The organism is Nioella sediminis (assembly GCF_001879695.1).
GTDB lineage: Bacteria > Pseudomonadota > Alphaproteobacteria > Rhodobacterales > Rhodobacteraceae > Nioella > Nioella sediminis.
Genome location: NZ_MNBL01000131.1, coordinates 1 through 19,838 on the forward strand (window position 1 = coordinate 1; position 19,838 = coordinate 19,838).

At 62.7% G+C, this 19,838-nt stretch carries 19 protein-coding genes; 5 read left to right on the forward strand and 14 right to left on the reverse strand.

The features are described 5' to 3' along the window. Nucleotides 1-93 precede the first annotated feature (93 nt). The 4 genes from BKY26_RS15695 to BKY26_RS15710 all read right to left on the reverse strand — a co-directional run bounded on the left by BKY26_RS15695 (nucleotide 94) and on the right by BKY26_RS15710 (nucleotide 4,444). A complete protein-coding gene (locus tag BKY26_RS15695) occupies nucleotides 94-894 on the reverse strand; it encodes a S49 family peptidase (protein ID WP_071691331.1) in 801 nt (266 codons plus the stop codon). 87 nt (nucleotides 895-981) lie between these two features. Continuing rightward, nucleotides 982-1,785, reverse strand: coding sequence for a 3-hydroxybutyrate dehydrogenase (locus tag BKY26_RS15700; RefSeq protein ID WP_071691332.1), 804 nt, complete (start codon nucleotides 1,783-1,785; stop codon nucleotides 982-984). After that, nucleotides 1,782-3,284, reverse strand: a complete 1,503-nt coding sequence (locus BKY26_RS15705) for an AMP-binding protein (protein ID WP_071691333.1) — start codon at nucleotides 3,282-3,284, stop codon at nucleotides 1,782-1,784. Before BKY26_RS15705 ends, BKY26_RS15700 begins: the two co-directional genes overlap by 4 nt. Further along, complete coding sequence (locus tag BKY26_RS15710; protein WP_071691334.1) at nucleotides 3,284-4,444, reverse strand: acetyl-CoA acetyltransferase; 1,161 nt, start codon at nucleotides 4,442-4,444, stop codon at nucleotides 3,284-3,286. The genes BKY26_RS15705 and BKY26_RS15710 overlap by 1 nt, the downstream gene beginning before the upstream one ends. A gap of 125 nt (nucleotides 4,445-4,569) precedes the next feature. Here BKY26_RS15710 and BKY26_RS15715 point away from each other — a divergent pair, with 125 nt between their 5' ends. Next, nucleotides 4,570-5,112, forward strand: coding sequence for a helix-turn-helix domain-containing protein (locus BKY26_RS15715; RefSeq protein WP_071691335.1), 543 nt, complete (start codon nucleotides 4,570-4,572; stop codon nucleotides 5,110-5,112). Here BKY26_RS15715 and hpaH read toward each other — a convergent pair. The 10 genes from hpaH to BKY26_RS15765 all read right to left on the reverse strand — a co-directional run bounded on the left by hpaH (nucleotide 5,109) and on the right by BKY26_RS15765 (nucleotide 15,032). Next, nucleotides 5,109-5,909 (reverse strand): 2-oxo-hept-4-ene-1,7-dioate hydratase, encoded by an 801-nt coding sequence (gene hpaH / locus BKY26_RS15720; protein WP_131541901.1) that lies wholly within the window; start codon nucleotides 5,907-5,909, stop codon nucleotides 5,109-5,111. The two genes, BKY26_RS15715 and hpaH, sit on opposite strands and share 4 nt — an antisense overlap. Further along, nucleotides 5,903-6,781, reverse strand: a complete 879-nt coding sequence (locus BKY26_RS15725) for a fumarylacetoacetate hydrolase family protein (RefSeq protein WP_071691336.1) — start codon at nucleotides 6,779-6,781, stop codon at nucleotides 5,903-5,905. The genes hpaH and BKY26_RS15725 overlap by 7 nt, the downstream gene beginning before the upstream one ends. Before the next feature lie 12 nt (nucleotides 6,782-6,793). Next, nucleotides 6,794-7,774 (reverse strand): 3,4-dihydroxyphenylacetate 2,3-dioxygenase, encoded by a 981-nt coding sequence (gene hpaD, locus BKY26_RS15730; protein WP_071691337.1) that lies wholly within the window; start codon nucleotides 7,772-7,774, stop codon nucleotides 6,794-6,796. A gap of 236 nt (nucleotides 7,775-8,010) precedes the next feature. Continuing rightward, nucleotides 8,011-8,718 carry a ThuA domain-containing protein gene (locus tag BKY26_RS15735; RefSeq protein WP_071691338.1) on the reverse strand — a complete coding sequence of 236 codons (708 nt, stop codon included), beginning with the start codon at nucleotides 8,716-8,718 and terminating at the stop codon, nucleotides 8,011-8,013. Continuing rightward, on the reverse strand, nucleotides 8,715-9,584 hold the full coding sequence (locus BKY26_RS15740; protein WP_071691339.1) for an NAD(P)-dependent oxidoreductase: 870 nt from the start codon (nucleotides 9,582-9,584) through the stop codon (nucleotides 8,715-8,717). Before BKY26_RS15740 ends, BKY26_RS15735 begins: the two co-directional genes overlap by 4 nt. Nucleotide 9,585: 1 nt before the next feature. Then, nucleotides 9,586-11,097, reverse strand: coding sequence for a sugar ABC transporter ATP-binding protein (locus BKY26_RS15745; protein WP_071691340.1), 1,512 nt, complete (start codon nucleotides 11,095-11,097; stop codon nucleotides 9,586-9,588). After that, entirely contained in the window at nucleotides 11,094-12,095 is a 1,002-nt protein-coding gene (locus BKY26_RS15750) for an ABC transporter permease (protein WP_071691341.1), read from the reverse strand. The genes BKY26_RS15745 and BKY26_RS15750 overlap by 4 nt, the downstream gene beginning before the upstream one ends. Before the next feature lie 12 nt (nucleotides 12,096-12,107). Next, nucleotides 12,108-13,088, reverse strand: coding sequence for an ABC transporter permease (locus BKY26_RS15755; RefSeq protein ID WP_071691342.1), 981 nt, complete (start codon nucleotides 13,086-13,088; stop codon nucleotides 12,108-12,110). 85 nt (nucleotides 13,089-13,173) lie between these two features. After that, nucleotides 13,174-13,971 carry an SDR family NAD(P)-dependent oxidoreductase gene (locus BKY26_RS15760; RefSeq protein ID WP_071691343.1) on the reverse strand — a complete coding sequence of 266 codons (798 nt, stop codon included), beginning with the start codon at nucleotides 13,969-13,971 and terminating at the stop codon, nucleotides 13,174-13,176. Nucleotides 13,972-14,063: 92 nt separating this feature from the next. Then, nucleotides 14,064-15,032: a sugar ABC transporter substrate-binding protein gene (locus BKY26_RS15765; RefSeq protein WP_071691344.1), complete on the reverse strand. Its 969-nt coding sequence runs from the start codon at nucleotides 15,030-15,032 to the stop codon at nucleotides 14,064-14,066. Nucleotides 15,033-15,309: 277 nt separating this feature from the next. Between BKY26_RS15765 and BKY26_RS15770 the strand changes: the two genes are divergently transcribed. From BKY26_RS15770 to BKY26_RS15785, 4 genes are all read left to right on the forward strand, one after another. Continuing rightward, nucleotides 15,310-17,073 (forward strand): ABC transporter substrate-binding protein, encoded by a 1,764-nt coding sequence (locus BKY26_RS15770; RefSeq protein ID WP_131541902.1) that lies wholly within the window; start codon nucleotides 15,310-15,312, stop codon nucleotides 17,071-17,073. Nucleotides 17,074-17,086: 13 nt separating this feature from the next. Next, a complete protein-coding gene (locus BKY26_RS15775; protein WP_071691345.1) occupies nucleotides 17,087-17,896 on the forward strand; it encodes an SDR family NAD(P)-dependent oxidoreductase in 810 nt (269 codons plus the stop codon). 66 nt (nucleotides 17,897-17,962) lie between these two features. Beyond that, a complete protein-coding gene (locus BKY26_RS15780; RefSeq protein ID WP_071691346.1) occupies nucleotides 17,963-19,273 on the forward strand; it encodes a M24 family metallopeptidase in 1,311 nt (436 codons plus the stop codon). Nucleotides 19,274-19,359: 86 nt separating this feature from the next. Beyond that, the coding region (locus BKY26_RS15785; RefSeq protein ID WP_245764463.1) for a thiamine pyrophosphate-dependent dehydrogenase E1 component subunit alpha at nucleotides 19,360-19,838 on the forward strand (479 nt) is incomplete at its 3' end.

Consider the following 19,838-nt stretch of genomic DNA (forward strand, 5'->3'; position numbering starts at 1 on the left):
ACACGCCGCGCACCACCCGGCCAGCGCAGCCGCCCGAACATGGCCAGAACCGCCATGCCCACGAGGAAGAAGGTTGCGATCTTGACCAGCATGCTACAGCCCGTACCGCGCCCAGGTGGCGCGATCCTCGACCTGGCCCATGGCCTCGGCCGTCAGGCTTGCACCGAAGCGCTGAAACAGGCCGCGCTTGGGGCCGTGCACCGCAAAGCGGGTCTTGTCGCCGTATAGCTCTTTCATCTTGGGCACCAGATGGGCGATGCCATCGGCCAGCCCCAGATCGACGGCCCGTTGCCCAACCCAGAATTCACCCGTGAAGATATCTGCATCCTCGGCCAGCCGGTCGCCGCGGCGCGCCTTCACATGGGCAATGAAGCTCTCGTGAATCTGCGCCTGAAGGCCTTTCAGACGGGCAATATCCTCGTCCCTCTCAGGCCGGAACGGGTCCAGCATGGATTTGTCCTTGCCCGCCGTGTGAACACGCCGTTCGATGCCGTGGCGGCTGATAAACTCATGCAGGCCGAAACTGGCGGAAATCACCCCGATCGACCCGGCGATAGAGCTGTCGTCGAGCCAGATATGATCCGCCGCGCAGGCCAGCCAATAGCCGCCCGAGGCCGCCACATCCTCCACGAAGGCATGAACGGGCACCTCCTTCTCCTCGGCCAGCCGCCGGATGCGCGCGGCAATCAGCGAGGATTGCGCGGGCGAGCCGCCGGGCGAGTTGATCACCAGTGCCACGGCCTTTGGCTTGCCCTTGGCGAACGCCTTCTCGATGGCGGGGGCCATGGCCATGTCGTTCAGCACCCCGGCCCGGCTGCCGCTGGCAATGGGCCCGGCCAGCCGGATGACGGCGACAAGGGGGTCGGATGACATGAAGGGAATGAAACGTTTCATACAGGCCCATGTAGCCATGCCCCCGCCACCCGGCAAGAGCGACCCTCGCAGAATGCCGGGCCTGTGACCTGCTGGTCGCAGAAACCTCTACTGCGCCGTCCAGCCGCCATCGACGGGGATCGCGGTGCCCGTTACGTTATGGGCCATCGGATCGCACAGCCATAGCGCCAGCCGCCCGATCTCGGACGGATCGGAGGTGCGGCGCGTGGGTTGCTTTTCGGCCAGCAGGTCGGCAATCGCGGCATCCCTGTCGCCACCGATGATCTGGGCACGCGCCTCGATCTGCGGCACGATGAGCGCGGTTTCGGTCCAGCCGGGGCAGATGCAGTTCACCGTCACGCCGCCCGAGGTCTTGCTGCCCGCCGTCGCGTATTCCAGCGCCGCCACCTTAGATAGCCCGATGATGCCGTGCTTGGCCGCCACATAAGGCGCCTTGTGGACCGAGCCGATCAGCCCTTGGACCGAGGCGATATTGACCACCCGGCCAAAGCCCCTTTCCGCCATGACCGGTAGGGCGTGCTGCATGGTGTGGAAGGCCGCCGACAGGTTCACCGCGATGATCGCGTTCCAACTGGCGCGCGGCATGTCGCTGATCGGCGCGGGGTGCTGGATACCGGCGTTGTTCACGAGGATATCCACTCCGCCCCAATCGGCCACCGCCGCCATCAGCGCATCAATTTCCTCGGGCTGCATCAGATCACCGGGGAAAAAGCGGACATCGCCCGCGCCAGCGGCCTGCAAAGCTGCACTCGCCTGCTCAATCTCGGCCTCTGTCGCGATCCCGTGCAGCGCGATCCGCGCACCTGCCCCCGCCAGCGCCTCGGCGATCGCAAAGCCGATCCCCTGCACCGATCCGGTGACCAGCGCCGTCTTTCCCGAAAGATCCGTCATCTGTCATGCTCCAGCAGTTTGCGCAGCTCGGTCTTCAGCACCTTGCCGTAATTGTTCTTGGGCAGCGCCTTGACCCGGCGGTACATCTTGGGCCGTTTGAACCGCGCGATATTCTCAAGGCACAGCTGGTCCAGCTCCTCCGGCCGCGCCTGTCCGACATAGAAGGCCACCACCTCCTCGCCCCATTCGGGATGCGGTTTGCCGACGACGGAGGCCTCTGACACGGCGTCATGCATCAGCAGCACCTCCTCCACTTCACGCGGGTATATGTTGGACCCGCCGGAAATGATCATGTCCTTGGACCGGTCCTGCATGGTGACGTAGCCGTCTGCGTCCATGAAGCCCATGTCGCCCGTCAGCAGCCAGCCATTCAGCAGCGTCTTGGCCGTGGCCTCGGGGTTCTGCCAATAGCCGGGCATGACCGTGTCGCCCTTGACCATGATCTCCCCATGTTCGCCCGGCGGCAGCGGCTTGCCCTCTGCATCCCCGATCCGCACCTCCACCGCAGATTGCGCGCGCCCGACAGAGGCGAGCCGTTCTCGCCAACGGGGGTGGCTGCGGTCGGTCACGTCATGGCGGGACAGGGCGGTGATCCCCATCGGGCATTCGCCCTGCCCGTAGATCTGCACGAAGACCGGCCCGAAATGATCCACCGCCTCGATGATGTCGGCGACATACATCGGCCCGCCCGCATAGACGACCGTCCGCAGCCCCTCGCCGGTTTCACCGGTCGCCTTGGCGATTTCGGTCATGCGTTTGACCATGGTGGGGGCGGCGAACATGTGGATACGCCCGTGATGCTTGGCCAGCGCGAAGATCTCGGCCTCTTCAAAGCCGCCCGAGGGCGGGAAGACATGGCGCGCACCGGCCCGCACATGCATCAGGTTGTAGATGCCCGCCCCGTGGGACAGGGGCGCAGCGTAGAGGGCGGCATCCTCGGCGCTGACCGCATCGGCATCGACCTCGTAGCAGAGCGCCATGGTGATCAGCATCCGGTGGGTGATCATCACCCCTTTGGGCCGCCCGGTGGTGCCGGAGGTGTAGAAGAGCCACGCCAGGTCATCCGGGCTGCGATCCTGCGGGGGGATCGGGTCGGTGGCATAGATGGTTTCCATGCCGGAGCCGATGTCGACGATCTCACCACTCGCCTCCGCATCGCGCAAGTCTTCGACCATGCCGGGGGAGGCGAACGTCAACCTGGTGCCGGAGTCGCCGATGATCCACGCGGCTTCCCGCCCGTGCAGCTTGGCGTTGATCGGCACCACCGCCGCGCCCGCATACCACGCGCCATATTGCACGATCAGGTAGTCGGGCACGTTCTTCATGAACAGCGCAACCCGGTCGCCGGGGCCGATACCCTTGGCCGTCAGCCAGCCCGCCACGGCGGCGGCCTTGGCATGGAAGCTGCCATAATCTTCTACAAGATCGGTTCCAAGATACATCGCGGGCCGGTCGGGGCTGACCTGAGCCATGCGGTGAAGCCAGAAGGAGATGTTCATCAGGCGCGCTCGGCCTCCAGAATGGTGCAGTAATTGGCGACGCCAGAGCCGCCCATGTTGAACACCATACCCAAAGACGCGCCGGCTTGCTGCATCTCTTCTGCGGTGCCGGTCACCTGCCGCGACACGAGCACATGCATGGACACGCCCGTGGCCCCAACCGGGTGCCCCTTGGCCTTGAGCCCGCCCGACAGGTTCACCGGCAACCGCCCGTTCCGCATCACCGCACCCTCGCGCAGCAGGGTCTCGCCCTGACCGGGGGCGGCCAGCCCCATGGCCTCATAAATCATCAGCTCGGCGATGGTGAAACAGTCATGCACCTCGGCCACATGCAGATCATCGAGCGTCACACCACCGGCCAGAAACGCCCGGCGAAACGCCTCTCGCGGGCCTTCGAACGCCGTCAGGTCGCGGCGCGACATGGGCAGGAAATCGTTTACCTGTTCAGCCGCCCGCAAGCGCACGGCGCGGGGCATCGCCTTAGCCACATCATCGGCCACCAGCACGATGGCCGCCGCCCCGTCGGAGACCAGCGAGCAATCCGACATCTTCAATGGCGCGGCGATCATCGGGTTGCGCTCACTTTCGGTCGCGCAGAATTCCACCGGCAGTTCCTTGTGCAACTGCGCCAGCGGGTTTGCCATGGCGTTGGCGTGGTTCTTGGCGGCGATCATCGCCAGTGCCTCGGTCTTGTCGCCGTACCTGTCGAAATAGGCCCGCGCGAAGCCCGCAAAGACGGCAGGGAAGGACAGGCCCGCCTCTTCCTTCTGATAGGCCGCGTGGCCGAGCGCGGCGGCCACCTCGCGGGTGGGCAGATGGGTCATCTTCTCGACGCCCAGGACCAGCGCGATTTTCGCTTCACCTGCAAGGATCGCGTTGCGCGCGGCAAAGACGGCGGCAGAACCCGATGCACAGGCGTTCTCCAGCCGGGTCGCGGGGGTGAAGCGCATGGCGGGGTCAATCGACAGGGCCATCGAGGCGGGGAAGCCATCGGGCACCATGCCGCCGTTGAAATGGCCCATCCAGATGCCGTCCACCTCGCCCGGTGCAATGCCCGCATGGGCAAGCGCCTCGCGCCCCGCTTCTACGACAAGATCTTCGACCCCCTGCCCTTCCAGCTTGCCGAATTTCGTGTGACCCCAACCGACGATATGAACCATTCCCGGTTCCTCCCTAAGATGCTGGCGGCAGGATGCGCCTGCGCGTGGCACCGGGCAATTCCGTAGAACTACGGGGGCAACAGGGGGTATCCCAAAAGCCGCGCAATCGCGCTACACCTGTGGCCATGGACCCGCACGCCCTTGCCTTTACCCATGCGCCACTTGGCCTTGTCCTGTTGGAAAACCGGGTGATCCGGGCCGCCAACCTGCGTTTTGCCGAGATCTTCGCCGGCCCGGTGGAGGGGTTCACGGGCATGGATATGGCGCGGCTTTATCCTTCGGTCGAGGACTACCAGAGGATCGGTGCGCGTGGCCTGGCGGCGATGCGTGAAAGCGGCACCTATGATGATGAACGGATCATGCAGCGCCTGACGGGTGAGTTGTTCTGGTGTCGGGGGCGGGGCCGGTCCCTGACGCCCGACGATCCGTTCGCGCGCGGCGTCTGGTCGTTTTCCGACCTGTCAGAGGCGAGGCCGGTGGTGCAGCTGACCCCCCGCGAACGGGAGGTTGCAATGCTGACCGGGCAGGGCCTGACCTCCAAGGAAATCGGGCGCAAGCTGGACCTATCTTACCGGACCGTGGAACAGCACCGCGCCCGGCTGCTGAAGAAATTCGACGCCCGCAACATCGCGGAACTGGTGGCACGGTTTTCGGGGATGCCGTTCTAGGCGAAGCGGACAGACACCGCCCCGAACGCGCCGTAGTCGGCGTGGATATCGGTGCCCGGCGGGCATTCGACCGGGGCCACGAATGACCCCGCCAGAACCACCTGCCCCGCTTCCAGATGCTGGCCGTACTGGCCCATGCGGTCCGACAGCCAGACGATACCCATGACAGGATCGTTCAGCACGGCAGCGCCTAGCCCCGTGGCCACCACCTGATCGTTCTTAGTCAGGATCGCGCCGACCCACCGAAGATCGAAATCCTCGGGCGCGTGGCGTTGAGGCCCCAGAACGATGCCACCATTCGCGGCGTTGTCGGCCACGGTGTCGAAGATCCTGCGCGGCTGGCCGGTTGCGGGGTCCATGCGCTGAATGCGGGTGTCGAGGATCTCGATGGCGGGGGCCACGTAGTCGGTCGCGGCCAGCACCTGTTCGCGGGTCACGGGGCCTTTGAGCGGCCCTTTCAGCACGAAGGCAATCTCCGCCTCGATCCTTGGCTGGATGAACCGCCCGGCGGGCACGGTGCTGCCATCCGCAAAATCCATGTCGTCATAGATGACGCCGCTATCGGGCGTGTCGATGCCAAGCGCGTCCTGCATGACCTTGGAGGTCAGTCCGATCTTCCAGCCGATAATCTTGCGCCCCTCGGCCAGTTTGTGGGCCATCTGGGCGGATTGGATCGCATAGGCATCGTCCAGCGTGATCCCCGGATGGCGCAGGGACAGCAGACCGATCTGACAGCGGTCCGCCTCGGCCTGCAACAGATCCTGCGCCGCCTGATCCAACTCGGCCCGCGTCAGCATCCTTCGTCCTCCACCCCGTTACGCAGAATGCCGATGCCCTCGGCCTCCACCTCGATCACGTCGCCGGGTTTCAGCCAGATCGGCGGATCGAACCGCGCGCCTGCGCCGGTGGGGGTGCCGCAGACGATCACATCGCCGGGGACCAGCGTGGTGAAGGTCGAGACATAGTTCACGATATACCGGAAATCATAGAGCATCCGGCCCGTGCGGTCCTGCTGCCGGACCTCGCCGTTCACGCGGGTAGTGAGCGCGATATCATCAAGCTGCGCGGCATCCCGGAAGGGGACCAGCCATGGTCCGATAGACCCGGACCGGTCCCAGTTCTTGCCTTGCGTGACGTTGAACTTCGCGTGACGCACCCAATCGCGGATGGTGCCCTCGTTACACAGAGTCAGGGCGGCGATGTGGTCATAAGCCTCTTCGCGCGGGATGCGGCGGCCGCCCTTGCCGATGACGATGGTCACCTCGCCCTCGTAATCCAGCTGCGGCGATTCCGGCGGGCGGATCAGGTTCTGGCCATGGCCCACGAAGCTGCGCGGAAAACGGATGAACATCGAGGGCTTGCCCGGTGCGGCCTGCCCGTCCTTGTATTCGGCATTTCGGTCGGGGAAGTTCACACCGATACAGATGATCTTCTCGGGCCGGGCCATCGGGATCAGGTAGGAGATATCGCCCTCCTGATGGGTCGGGGCCTGCCCCTTTGCCGCTGCGATAACCTCTTTCAGCGCGTCGGCCTCCACAATAGCCTGAAGCGTGTCAAAGCGGGCACCAAACTGCGGGGTCATGTCGATGATGCCGGAATCGGTCACCACGCCATAACGGTCCGCGCCATCGACGTGGAAGGCAGCGATACGGGCGGGTAATGCAGTCATGTTGGTCACCTCTCAGGGGGCGATGATGGGCTGGGAGGTCAGATCGCTGTCAACCAGAGCAGTGCCATCGAAAACCGATCCAAGCTCGAACCAGCTGCGGGGCGCGGGCGCGCCCCAAAGTGTCTGGCGCTGCGGGTCTTTCAGATCCCATTTGATCGGTTCGTGATCGGGGTCGATGGTCTGGTAGTCGGAACAATAGATCTCGGTCCGGTGCCCGTCCTTGTCGCGGATATAGAGGAAGAAGGCGTTGGATATCCCGTGCCGCCCCGGTCCGCGTTCGATGTTGTCCAGATAACCGGTGGTCGACATCAGGTCGAGCAGGTCGATGATGTTGAGCGGTGTCGGCACCCAGAAAGCCACGTGATGCAGCCGCGGCCCGGTGCCGTTTGTGAAGGCGATGTCATGCACGCCGCCCTTGCGGTGCATCCACGCCGCCCAGGTCCGACCCGTTTCGGCATCTTCGGTGTATTCCGTGACGCGAAACCCGATGTCACTATAGAAGGCCACGCTCTCATCCACATTCGATGAGAACAGGTTGAAATGGTCGATGCGGAGCGGTTTGACACCCCGATACAGCTTGTATTGCTGGTGGATCGGGGGCAGCCGGTCCATATGCGCATAGAATTCCAGCGGCACCCCGAACGGATCGCGCGTGGCCAGCACCCGGCCCATGAAGGGACGGTCGATCCAGTCAACTGGCAGATCGCGGGCGGCGAACCAATGCGCGGCCTTGTCGAGATCCTCTTCGCTCCAGAGCTTGAAGCCCAGACTGCCGACAGACCCGGCCTCGGCCCGGCGCAGGATCAGGCAATGATGGCCGCGTTCCTCCATCGCCCGCAGGTAGATCGCATCGGCATCCTCATGCGTGACTTGCAGCCCGAGCGTGTCCACGTAGAACCCGCGTGCCCAGGCCAGATCGGTCACGCGCAACTCTACATGGCTGAGACGAACAATATTGAATGGCGGTGACAGGTTGGGGGCAGGAATTGGCATCGTATCCTCCGATCACGCCTAAGATCATGCACGGGCTGAAGCAGCTTGTATAGTTGCTTTGTTAAGCTTTACGGGGGCAGCCTGTCAACTGCCCGCGTGTTCCACCGACAAGCGCGGCGCGGCGGACAGCGCGGGGGTATCGGCGCCACAAACATGGAAAGCGCCCGCAGGGACGATCCCGCGGGCGCTTTGCCTTGCGCCTTGTCTGCCATGTGGACAGGCCGTGCCCGCCAGTGTCAGTCCGCGCGGGTTGCCGCCCAGATCATGCCCCGGCGCAGGATCTCGGTCACTTGCGGCACTTTCAGATCATTCAGCTCGTGCCCGATGGAACAGTAGAACACCCGGCCTTTGTCCCAACGGCGTTTCCAGACCACCGGGATGACCGTGCCTTCGATCCACCACAGGTGATCGCCGCTGAAGGTGGTGGTGGCCAGCACGTCGTTCGAGGGATCAACCAGCATGTAGTATTGCTCTGACCGCAGCCGGAAGCTCTTGATCCCCTGCACCAGCGGGTCGGCGGGTTTGCAGATCGTCACATCGTAGTCGATGTAATCCTCGGCCGGTTGCAGGTTGTCGGGCCAACCCGGCGGATGGGCCACGAACTGCCCGCCGATGAGGAAATGATAGGTCGGCCGGTCGCGGAAGGCGTCGCCCATATGGCCGTGCCAGCCTGCAATCCCCCTGCCCTCGGAGATGAGCTTTAGCAGCCCATCCTCCTGCGGCTTGGTCATGTTGCCGAACTCTTCCTTGTGGCCGGACCGGGCCGAGGACCAGATCGGCACGATAAGGTCGACATCGGCGAGGCGTTCGGGCGTGGCCAGCGGCTCCAGCGTGTCGTAGACATCGACCTCGAAGCCATTGTCTTCCAGCAGCGCCTTGCACCAGTCACTGAAGTCGGTGGGGGTATGGCCTTCCCAGCCCCCTACGAAAAGCGCGGCTTTCATATGTGTTTTCCTCGCATGTAGTTCAGGATCGCGGCCATGTCGCGCGCGTCATAACCCGCGCCCGCCGCCTCGTTGAGAATGTCCAGCGTCACCCGCGATTGCGGCAGGGGAACGCCCAGTTTGCCCGCCAGTTCCGCCGTGACCCGCATGTCCTTCTGCGCAAGCGCGACGGTGAAGGTCACATCATGGGCAGCCTCATCAAGGTAAAGCGGCTTGCGGTAGGTTAGCATAGGCGCGCAGGCGGCGCTGGCCTCGATCGCCTCAAACGCCGCCTCGGTCGGGATGCCCGTTGCCTCGGCCAAAGTCATCGCCTCGGCGAAGGTCTGGTTGATGCCGTGGATCAGCATATTGATGGCCAGTTTCATGACCGCGCCCGCGCCCATGCGGCCAAGGCAGATCGTCTGCTTTCCCATGGCATCGAAGAGCGGCTGGATGGGGGCCAGAATGTCTTGAGAACAGCCCGCCATGATCAGTAATTGCGCGTCTTGGGCGGCTTGCGTGGCGCCCGAAACGGGCGCGTCGATCACGATCCGGCCTTCCGGGGCAGCATCGGCAAGGGCTGCTATGTGATCGGGGCTCATCGTGCCCATTTCAACGAAATACGTGGCGCGCGACCCGGCAAACAGGCCCTCCGGTCCGAAATGGACCGCCTCGGAGGAGACATCGTCGGCCAGCATGGTCACGACGATATCGGCGGCATCTGCCAGCGCCCGGGGAGAGTCGGCGCTGGCAGAGCCGGTGGCCGCCGCGAGGTCGCGCGCCTTTTCGGGGCTGCGGTTCCAGAGGATCACCTCAACTCCCGCGCCCGCAAGGTTCGCGGCCATGCGGGCCCCCATTCTGCCAAGTCCGGCAAATCCGACCTTCATCTCAGGCAGCCTTTCCACCCCCGATTCCGGAAATCGCCTGTATCAGATTGTCCTCGGTCACTTCCTCCGACGTGAAGGTGCGGATAATCCGCCCCATATACATCGCAACGATCCGGTCCGAGACATGCAGAACCTCGGGCATTTCGGAACTGACGACGATGACGGCATAGCCCTGCGCGGCCAGTTCGCGGATCAGGTTGTGAATCTCGGACTTGGACCCCACGTCGATGCCGCGCGTCGGTTCGTCCACGATCAGCACATTGGGATGCATGGACAGCCATTTGCCGATGACGATCTTCTGCTGGTTGCCGCCCGACAGGTTGCCGACCGTCTGTCGCCAGCCGGGGGTGCGGATATCGAGCTTGTCGCGGTATTGATCGAAGATCGCCACCTCGGCACCGTCGGACACGAACGGCCCCGCCGTGAGATCCCCGACCTGCGGCAAGGTCATGTTGTCCCGGCAGTTCATGCCAAGAACCAGACCCTGCCCCTTGCGGTCCTCGGGCACCAGGGAAATGCCGCGCGCAATGGCGTCGGCTGGCGACTGGATGGTCACTTCCTCGCCATCCATCAGGATCGTGCCCGCCGACGGGTTGCGCAGACCGAACAGCGTTTCGGCAATCTCGGTGCGGCCCGCACCGACAAGCCCGTAAAAGCCGACGACCTCGCCCCGGCGCACCTCGAAACTGACATCCTCATACAGGTTGCCACAGCTCAGCCCGCGCACCTCGATAGCCACTTCGCCCAATTCGTGATGGCTTTCGTTGCGGCTGAGGTCGAGCTTTCGCCCGATCATCATCTGGGTCACGCCTTCCTCGTCGGTTTCGGCGGTGTTGACGGTTCCCTGATACTGACCGTCGCGCAGGACGCTGATCCGGTCGGTGATCTTGAAGATCTCTTCCATTCGGTGAGAGATATAGGCGATGCCGACACCCTGCGATTGCAGATCGGCGATCACTTCGAACAACACCACCTTTTCCGCGTCGGTCAGGGATGCGGTCGGTTCATCGAAGATTACCGCCTTTGCGTCCACGGTGAGGGCGCGGGCAATCTCGACCATCTGCTGATTGGCAATCGAAAGGCTGCCGACACGGGTCTTCGCGTTGAAACCGACATTCAGTTTCTTGAGGATCTTGTTGGTGTTGGCCTCAAGCTGTGCCCAATCCACCAGCCCGAACCGCTTTCGCGGCAATTCGCCAAGATAGATGTTCTCGGCAACGCTGAGCTCCGTTGCGAGGCTGAGTTCCTGGTGAATGAAGACGATGCCCTTGGCCTTGGCTTCCAGCGGGCCGGACATGACCACCGGCTGCTCATCGACGATGATCTGGCCTTCGTCGGGCTGGTATATGCCGCCAAGCACCTTCATCAGCGTGGATTTCCCGGCACCGTTTTCGCCCATCAGGGCATGGACCTCGCCCGGAAGCAGGGTCAGGGAAACGCCGTCGAGGGCACGGACGCCGGGAAAAGTCTTTACGATGCCTTCCAATCGCAACACGGGGGTTTTCTCGGTCATACCTTCAACTCCTCTTTGCCTTTCACGTTCAGTTGCCGATCAAGGAACAGCACCGCGATAAGGATAAGGCCGATCACAAGGTTCACGGTTGCGGTGTCGGCACCGATATGGCCAAGCCCCTTGCGCAGAAGCTGGATGGCGATCACACCGCCAAAAGTGCCCACGATGGACCCCGCCCCGCCGATCAGCTTGGTGCCGCCAAGCACCACGGCGGTGATGGCCCACAGCTCGAAAAGCATCCCGTCATTCGGATTGACCGAACCGCTTCCGGAATAGAAGGTCACCGCCGACAGCGCTGCGAGAAAGCCGATCAGCACGAAGTTGATCAGCATGTGCGGCCCTACCCGGATCGCGGCGTTCACCGCCGCCTCTCGGTTATTGCCGACGGCGTAGGCATTGCGCCCATGCACGGTACGGGTCATCACGAACCAGACGATCAGGGCCACCACAAGGAAGACAAGCGCCGGGGTTTCGACCCCGAAAATGTCCCATTCCGCGATATCCACCATCGTCCAGTTCAGGTGATAGGTCGGGTTCTCGCCGTTATACATGAAGACAAGGCCCCGGTAGCCAAGCATCGAGCCAAGCGTCACGATGAACGCATCAACCCCCGTCTTCCACACGATGATGCCGTTGATCAGGCCAAGAACCGCCCCGGTCAGCAGGGCGAACAGCCACGCCAGCGGGATCGCCCAATCGCCAAGGGATTCCATGAACGGCCAGGACATCGAGTCGAGCATGACGATGGCACAAAGTGCGTAGATCGCCCCGACGCTAAGGTCGATATTGCCGTTGATCATGATCACCGTCATGCCGACCGCGATGATCCCGATGGGTGCCGATTGCTTGAGCAGCAGCAGCATGTTGTCGAGATCCATGAAGGCCCGTTCGGACAGCGACCAGAATTCACCGGCGATCTGGAAGAAGATCAGCTCCAGTACGATGAAGCCCCAGATGGCGCCGTTCTTGATGAGGTTGGACATGTTATCGCTTTTCATCTGTCTGTCCCCTCACGCGATCGCTGACCAGAGCTTGCCGCGCTTGGTGGCGATATCGAGCCACACGGCAAGGATGATGATGACCCAGGTCACGACGAACTGGACGTAGAATTCGAGCCCCGCCAGCAGCAGACCGTTCTGGATGAAACCGAGGATCAGCACGCCGATCACGGTCTTGAACACGGTACCGGACCCGCCAAGAAGAGACGCACCCCCGAGGATGACTGCAGCCAGAACCTCCAGCTCCATCCCCTGTCCCACGGTGTTCTGCGCGCCCATGGTGCGGCTGGCCTGAATCAGACCGGCGGTGGCGACGCAGAAAGAGGAGATGATGTAGGTGAAGAACACCACCCTTGCCCGTGGAATGCCGGAGAAGGTCGCCGCCGTGCCGTTGCCTCCTACGGCATAGACCTTTCGGCCAAAGGGCGTCTTGGCAAGGAGGATCGCCAGCACCGCCGCCAAGAGGCCGAACATCAGAACCGGGATCGGAATGCCAAGCGCGGTACCACGCCCAAAGACGCCGAACCATGTGGCGTCCTGATTGGCGATATCCATGTTCTGCCCGCCCGACCAGGTCAGCGTCAGGCCGTGAATGGCCGACAGCATCCCCAGTGTAACGATCAGCGAGTTGAGCCTGAGATACCCCACGAGAAAGCCGATCAGCGCCCCGATGGCCATGGTCATGGCGAACATGGCGGGGATCGCCAGATAGGGGCCGAAGGCTGGGTTTTCGTGCAGGTCCAGAACCACGATGGCCGAGAACGACATCAGCGACCCGACCGAGAGGTCAAGGTTGCCGCCGATCACCACGAAGGTCACGCCAAGCGCCATGACCCCCAGGATCGCCGAGGACCGGATCACGCCGAACACATTGTCAATGTCGATAAAGCGCGGATTCCAAAGCGAAAATCCGACCATAAAAAGCACGAAGGCCACCAAGATGCCCTGTCGGGCCAGAAAGCGGCCTACCGCGTCCAGGTTCTTCTCTGCCATCTTCTCTCCTCCCGAACAGCGCGCGTTTCGCGCGGCACTGTTATTTCCCTGATCCTCTGGTCGCCCGCCCCGATTTGAAGGGCAGTCAGACCAGCGTCATTCCTCCGTCGATCATCACGATCTGGCCGGTCATGTAGTCGCTGTCCTTCGCCGCCAGGAAGGTCGTCGTTCCGGTGATATCCTCGGGTCTTGCCACGCGGCCCTTCAGGATATCTGCCGAAAACTCCTCCATCGCCTGCCCCGGACGCTCGGCTGCGCCGATCTCCATCAGGTCCTGATCGACCTGATCCCACATCTCGGTGGCGACCACACCCGGCGCGAAACCGGTGACCGTGATATTGTGCTTGGCCAGATCCCGCGCGCCCGATTGCGTCAGCGACACCACGGCCCATTTCGAGGCACAATAGGGTGCCACATTGTCAAATCCCTGCCGGCTGGCAATCGAGGCGGTATTGATGATCTTGCCGCCGGTTCCCTGCGCGATCATCTGATGCGCGGACTCCTGCATGCCGATCAGGCATCCCAGCCCGTTGATGTCCATAATGAATTTCCAATTGTCCTCGGTCACATCGAGAAAATTCATCGGCTTGTTGACACCGGCATTGTTGAACTTGACGTCCAGCTTGCCAAACGCCTCGACCGTTTTGGCAATCATGCTGCGGACCTGTTCCCGGTCGGTGACGTTTACCGCCGCGGAAATGACGCGGCCGCCGCCCGCTTTGGCGCGGCCCTCGTTGGCGGACGCGACCGTGGCGACCTTGTCTGCATTGATATCAGCAAAACACACATCGGCGCCTTCGTCCAGCAACGCCTCTGCAATGGCGCGGCCAATGCCCTGCGCAGCGCCTGTCACAATGCAGGCACGCCCCGAGACTCGTCCCATGACGCCCTCCCCCGGTTTGTCGTTGTTCTTGTTTGGCAGTCAAAGCGGCACAGGGCCGGACACGATCGGTCCGGCCCCGGCCTGTCAGTGGATCAGAAGACCGGACGGTCGAACTCGTCCATGTTGTCCTGAGTGATCTTCGGCGTGTCGAAGTAGTTCAGGAAGGGCACTTCTTCGCCGTTCAGGATGGCGATCGCGGTGGCCAGGGCGGCCTCTGCGTCATCGACCGGCGACTGGTAGATCGAGCCCCAGTATTCGCCACGGCCCATGGCGTCGTAGCCCACGGCGAAGTTGGTGGCGCCGACGAAGGTGATGCCTTCGGCGCGGCCTGCGGCAATCGCTGCGTTCAGGGCGCCCACGCCCATGTTGTCATCGCCCGAGTAGACGCCGTCGATGTCGTCATACTGAACGAGGAACGCTTCCATCACGCGCTGCGAGTCTTCACGGTTCCAGTTGCCGGGCTGGGTTTCGACCAGCGTAACGTTCGGGCAAACCTCGGGCAGGCGATCTTCGAAGCCCTGCGCCCGCTCGATGGCGGTGGTGTAGCCGGGCTGACCGGAGATCTGCACGACGCGCGCTTCGTTCTCGATGCCAAGCTCGATGAAACGGTCACACATGATTTCTGCGGAACGCGAACCCTGGGTGATGTTGTCGGGGCCGGAGAAGGAGGAGACGAAGTCGAACCCTTCTTCCGCGATGTTGGAGTTGGTGACGATCACCGGAATGCCAGCCTGGTACGCTTCGCGCACGGCGGGGATCACGGCCTGACCGTTGGTCGGCCAGATGATGATCGCATCGACTTCCTGCTGCACGAGGTCCTGCATCTGGGCGATCTGGCGGGACACGTCGCCGCCTGCGTCAAGCACGACAACCTCGACATTGGGATCTGCTTCTGCTGCGGCGATGAACGCCTCTTCATAGGTCGTCTGGTAGCTGTCGACGCCCACGTTGTTCTGAGTGATGCCGATCGTGAACGTTTCCTGAGCCGACGCTGCGCCAGCAAGGGCAAGCCCCGCAAGTGCGGTGGTTCCTGCGATCATGGCCTTGGTGCGAATGTTCATCCTGGTTCCTCCCTTAGATGAAATCAATTCTCGTTGTCCCCGGCGGCCCGTCCACAGGGAATCACCCTTGGGCTGCCGAATGACGCATTCGTCGCGTTTTTTGGGTTTCTGGTCCGCATTGGATTTGTTCATTTCGAACATTTTGTTGTTCAAAACGGATATCTGTGCTGTTCTTGCGGCCTTCCCAATCCGTCAAAAGCAACTGAGGCGAGACATGCGACAGCCGAATCCCCCCGTGGGCAGACCCGCAGCACATATATCCGAAGACGACAGGGACATGAAAAATATTCAAAACGAATATTTACTAGGTGGCAGTCCGGTGACCCCCGGCAAGCCGCCCTATGTCTCGTCGGATATGTTGCAGGTCATTGATCTGATAGAGGATTTTTCCTCCGAGATCGAGTCCATGCTGGATGTTGCTTCGCCCAATCCGCATCTCAACATGGCGCTTCACCTTGTGAAGAACCACCTGGAGGGCCGGATCAGCACCGCGTCCTCGGTGATCGCGGCCTCTGCCGTGCCTTACGCCACCGCGCGGCGCAAACTGGCGGAACTGCAAGAGGCCGGGCTGATCGAAACCCGCCCGCGCACCAAGACCGGCAAGAGCTTCTCTCTCCATCCCAGTGCCCTGCTCATGCAGAACTGGGGGCAATTGGCGGACCGGCTGCTGCGCATGGCGAAGAAGCATGTGGGCGAAGCGGGCAGCTCCCGGTCCGAGGCGGAGTATTATTTCGGCGGCTCTTACCAGATCGGCCGTTCGATCCAGCCGCCCAAGGTTCTGCCAGAACCGCTTTCGCTGAGCGGCGGCCTGCGCATCCTTGTTCATGGCGATCCCACCTTCATGGTGATGGAAAGCCTCAAGCGCCAGTTCGAGCAGGTCGTCGGCACGAAGATCAGCCAACGGGCCTTTTCCATCGACCGGCTGCATGAAGAGGCGTTGCGCAACGGCGAACGCCCGGCCAGCCGCTATGACATCATCGCCGTGGACCTGCCCTGGATCGGTGAGTTCGTGTCCAAGGGCCTGCTGACACCGCTGACCGACATACTGGATGTCGAGACGCTCGATCCCGGCGACTTCCATACCGCGGGCTGGCAAGCAGCGCATTGGGCGGGCCAGCCATATGGCGTACCAAGCCAGACCACGCCCGAACTGATGTTCTACCGCAAGGACTGGTTCGCCGAGGCCGGGCTTGAACCGCCACGGACCACCGGTGCCGTTCTAGAGGCCGCCAAGACCTTTCACGAACCGCGAAAGGGCCGCTACGGCATCGCATGGAACGCCGCGCGCGGCACCGCGCTTGGCCATACATTCATGATGACCTGCGCCGATTTCGGCCAGCCGATCCTGAATCTTGCGGAAATCGCGGGGGGCTTCGACGCGGGTCGCCTAAACCGCGACGACCTGGTGCCAAGCATCGACACGCCGCGTGCGCTGGAGGCGGCCGAGTACCTGATGGCGCTGCTGGAATTCTCGCCGCCCGATATCCTGTCGATGTCGTGGTACGAACGCGTCCGCCCCTATGCGGCGGGCAAGATCGCCATGGCCTACGGCTATACTCTGCTGGCCCCCTATTTCGAACTGGACGAGAAATCGCCCGCCAATGGCAACACCGGCTACCTGCCGCACCCCGCCGGTCCGTCCGGCCACCCGATCGCGCCCGTGGGCGGCTATGTTCTGTGCATTCCGTCGAACCTGCCGGATGAGCGTAAGCGAGAGGCGGCCAAGGCGCTTGTCGCCTTCACCTCGCCCGAGGCGCAGAAGCTTTATGTCCAGCACGGCAGCCGCACAGCGCCCCGCTACTCGGTCGGCGCGGATCCCGACGTGCGCCAGCTATCGCCCATCTTCGAGGCCGTCGATGCCATGTCCTGGCATGACGAACTGCAATTCTGGCCCCGCCCGCCGGTCCCGCAGATCAACCAGTTGATCGCGATCTGCGGAGAGGAGCTTCACGACATGCTGCGGGGTGTCTCAACCCCGCGCGAGACCCTGGCACGGGTTCAGTCCCGCGCCGAACAGGTCATGCGACAACACAGGGATTAGAGGAGGAACCCCAATGGACCCCAATCGACTCAACGGCAAGAATATCCTGATCACCGGCGCCGCGCGCGGCATGGGCGCAGGCAATGCAGAGGCCTTCGCGGCGCAGGGTGCCAATGTGTGCCTCGGTGACCTTGATCTCGACGAAGCGCAGAAGGTTGCCGACAGGATCAACGCGGCTGGCAACGGCAAGGCGATTGCGGTCAAGATGGACGTCACCAAGCGCGAAGACAATGCGGCCGCCGTGGCCGCGACCGTCGAGGCGTTTGGCAGCATCAACGTGGCGCTGTTCAACGCGGGCCTCAACAAGCCCCGTTTCTTCATGGATATCGATGAAGACAACTGGGACATGATCATGAACGTCAACACCAAGGCGATGTGGCTGGGTATGCAGGAAGCCGCCCGCCAGATGATCGCCCAGGGCCCGATGGAAGATCACCCCTACAAGATCATCAACGTGGGCAGTATCGCCTCGCGCAAGCCGCTGGTGGATGTGACCGTCTACTGCACCTCCAAATATGGCTGCCTTGCGCTGACCGAATGCGGTGCATTGGGTCTGGCCGAGCACAACATCACCGTGAACGGCTATGCGCCGGGCGTGGTTGTGACGCCGCTTTGGGAACAGCTCGACAAGGACCTGGTCGAGATCGGTTTCAAGGAACGCGCCGGTCAGGCCTATGACGACATCGTCGAGAACAACCTTGTGATCAAGCGCGTCTCCTACCCCGATGACATCACCGGCACCGCATCGTTCCTCGCGTCCAACGACAGCGACTACATGACCGGCCAGATGATCTCGATCGATGGTGGCTGGGTCACGAAATAGGCCCGCAACACCACACCTATCAGCAACAAACCGGGTGCGCATGGCCGCACCCGAAAGGAGTTTCCGATGTCAGAACGCCCCGGCAATGCACTCATGCCAAACCTGCTCACCCCGCAGGATCTTGAAACCAACTGGGAATGGCGTGACAAGATCCCGGCCTGGGGTCACACCTCGGTCGATTTCGAAAAGCGCGTCGACCATGACCGCCTGCGCCGCTACCGTCTGGCGCGCACGCGGCAGAGCTTGCAGAATTCCCCCGCCGGATCGCTGCTGCTGTTCGATGTGAACAACATCCGCTACGTGTCCGCGACCAAGATCGGCGAATGGGAACGGGACAAGATGTGCCGCTTCTGCCTGCTGACCGGCGATGACAGTCCCTATGTCTGGGACTTCGGTTCCGCCGCAGTGCATCACAAGCGCTATTCGGATTGGCTGGAGCCCGATCACTGCCTGGCCGGCGTCGTCGGCATGCGCGGCACGATCCCGCCGGAATTCGGCCTGATGAAGAAATATGCCAAGATGATCGCGCAGTTGATCAAGGATGCGGGCATGGCCGATATGCCCGTGGGCGTTGACTATGCCGAAACGGCGATGTTCCACGCGCTGCAGGAAGAAGGCATTCACGTGGTCGACGGCCAACAGATCATGCTGGCGGCGCGCGAGATCAAGAACTGGGACGAAATCCAGCTTCTGACCCAAGCGGCCAGCATGGTCGATGGCGTCTACCACATGATCTATGAAGAGCTGAAACCCGGCGTGCGCGAGAATGACATCGTCGCCATGTCCAACAAGCTGCTCTACGAAATGGGCTCGGACGATGTGGAGGCGATCAACGCCATTTCCGGCGAACGCTGCAACCCGCATCCGCATAACTTCACCGACCGTCTGATCCGCCCCGGCGACCAGGCCTTCTTTGATATTCTCCAGTCCTATCAGGGCTATCGCACCTGCTATTACCGGACGTTCAACGTGGGCCGCGCGACACCGTCCCAGAACGACGCCTATGTGAAGGCGCGGGAATGGATCGACGCCTCCATCGCGATGATCAAACCGGGCGTGACCACCGACAAGGTGGCCGAGGTCTGGCCGACGGCGGAAAGCCTCGGTTTCCCCAACGAAGACGCCGCCTTCGGCCTGCAATTCGGCCACGGGCTGGGTCTGGCGCTGCACGAACGCCCGATCATCTCCCGCGCGGTCAGCATGGATCACCCGATGGAGATCAAGACCGGCATGGTCTTCGCGCTGGAAACCTACTGCCCGGCGACGGACGGATATTCGGCGGCGCGGATCGAAGAAGAAGTGGTGGTTACCGAGACCGGTTGCGAGGTGATCAGCCTCTTCCCGGCCGAAGAACTGCCGATCGCCAACCGTTATTGAGACGGGTGGCCGGGTGAAAACCCGGCCACCTGCCACGATGCAGGCCGGGCCGTGCGCCCGGCGCCCGTTCAAGGGGGAAGCCCGCTATGGCCAAATCGAAAACAAACACCGAAGACTACCTGACGATGTACCGCCAGATGGTGCGCATCCGGACCTTCGAGGACAATGCCAACCAACTCTACCTGTCAGCCAAGATGCCGGGCCTTACCCATATGTATTCCGGCGAGGAAGCCGTTGCCGTAGGCATCTGCGAAGCGCTGAAGGTTACCGACAAGATCACCTCGACCCACCGGGGCCACGGCCATTGCGTGGCCAAGGGTGCCGAGTTCAAGGAGATGTTTTGCGAACTTCTGGGCAAGGAAGAGGGCTATTGCCGGGGCAAGGGCGGCTCGATGCATATCGCCGACCAGTCCAACGGCAATCTCGGGGCCAACGCCATTGTCGGCGGCTCCATGGGCATCGCCACCGGCGCGGCCTTCTCCGCCAAACTGCTCGGCAAAGACGATGTGACCGTCTGTTTCTTTGGCGACGGCGCCACGGCGCAGGGGCTGATGTACGAGGTCAT

Bases quoted from the DNA above. Each gene is read 5' to 3' on its own strand.
- BKY26_RS15695 (WP_071691331.1), bottom strand. From the start codon at position 894: ATGAAACGTTTCATTCCCTTCATGTCATCCGACCCCCTTGTCGCCGTC.
- BKY26_RS15700 (WP_071691332.1), bottom strand. From the start codon at position 1,785: ATGACGGATCTTTCGGGAAAGACGGCGCTGGTCACCGGATCGGTGCAG.
- BKY26_RS15705 (WP_071691333.1), bottom strand. From the start codon at position 3,284: ATGAACATCTCCTTCTGGCTTCACCGCATGGCTCAGGTCAGCCCCGAC.
- BKY26_RS15710 (WP_071691334.1), bottom strand. From the start codon at position 4,444: ATGGTTCATATCGTCGGTTGGGGTCACACGAAATTCGGCAAGCTGGAA.
- BKY26_RS15715 (WP_071691335.1), top strand. From the start codon at position 4,570: ATGGACCCGCACGCCCTTGCCTTTACCCATGCGCCACTTGGCCTTGTC.
- hpaH (WP_131541901.1), bottom strand. From the start codon at position 5,909: ATGCTGACGCGGGCCGAGTTGGATCAGGCGGCGCAGGATCTGTTGCAG.
- BKY26_RS15725 (WP_071691336.1), bottom strand. From the start codon at position 6,781: ATGACTGCATTACCCGCCCGTATCGCTGCCTTCCACGTCGATGGCGCG.
- hpaD (WP_071691337.1), bottom strand. From the start codon at position 7,774: ATGCCAATTCCTGCCCCCAACCTGTCACCGCCATTCAATATTGTTCGT.
- BKY26_RS15735 (WP_071691338.1), bottom strand. From the start codon at position 8,718: ATGAAAGCCGCGCTTTTCGTAGGGGGCTGGGAAGGCCATACCCCCACC.
- BKY26_RS15740 (WP_071691339.1), bottom strand. From the start codon at position 9,584: ATGAAGGTCGGATTTGCCGGACTTGGCAGAATGGGGGCCCGCATGGCC.
- BKY26_RS15745 (WP_071691340.1), bottom strand. From the start codon at position 11,097: ATGACCGAGAAAACCCCCGTGTTGCGATTGGAAGGCATCGTAAAGACT.
- BKY26_RS15750 (WP_071691341.1), bottom strand. From the start codon at position 12,095: ATGAAAAGCGATAACATGTCCAACCTCATCAAGAACGGCGCCATCTGG.
- BKY26_RS15755 (WP_071691342.1), bottom strand. From the start codon at position 13,088: ATGGCAGAGAAGAACCTGGACGCGGTAGGCCGCTTTCTGGCCCGACAG.
- BKY26_RS15760 (WP_071691343.1), bottom strand. From the start codon at position 13,971: ATGGGACGAGTCTCGGGGCGTGCCTGCATTGTGACAGGCGCTGCGCAG.
- BKY26_RS15765 (WP_071691344.1), bottom strand. From the start codon at position 15,032: ATGAACATTCGCACCAAGGCCATGATCGCAGGAACCACCGCACTTGCG.
- BKY26_RS15770 (WP_131541902.1), top strand. From the start codon at position 15,310: ATGAAAAATATTCAAAACGAATATTTACTAGGTGGCAGTCCGGTGACC.
- BKY26_RS15775 (WP_071691345.1), top strand. From the start codon at position 17,087: ATGGACCCCAATCGACTCAACGGCAAGAATATCCTGATCACCGGCGCC.
- BKY26_RS15780 (WP_071691346.1), top strand. From the start codon at position 17,963: ATGTCAGAACGCCCCGGCAATGCACTCATGCCAAACCTGCTCACCCCG.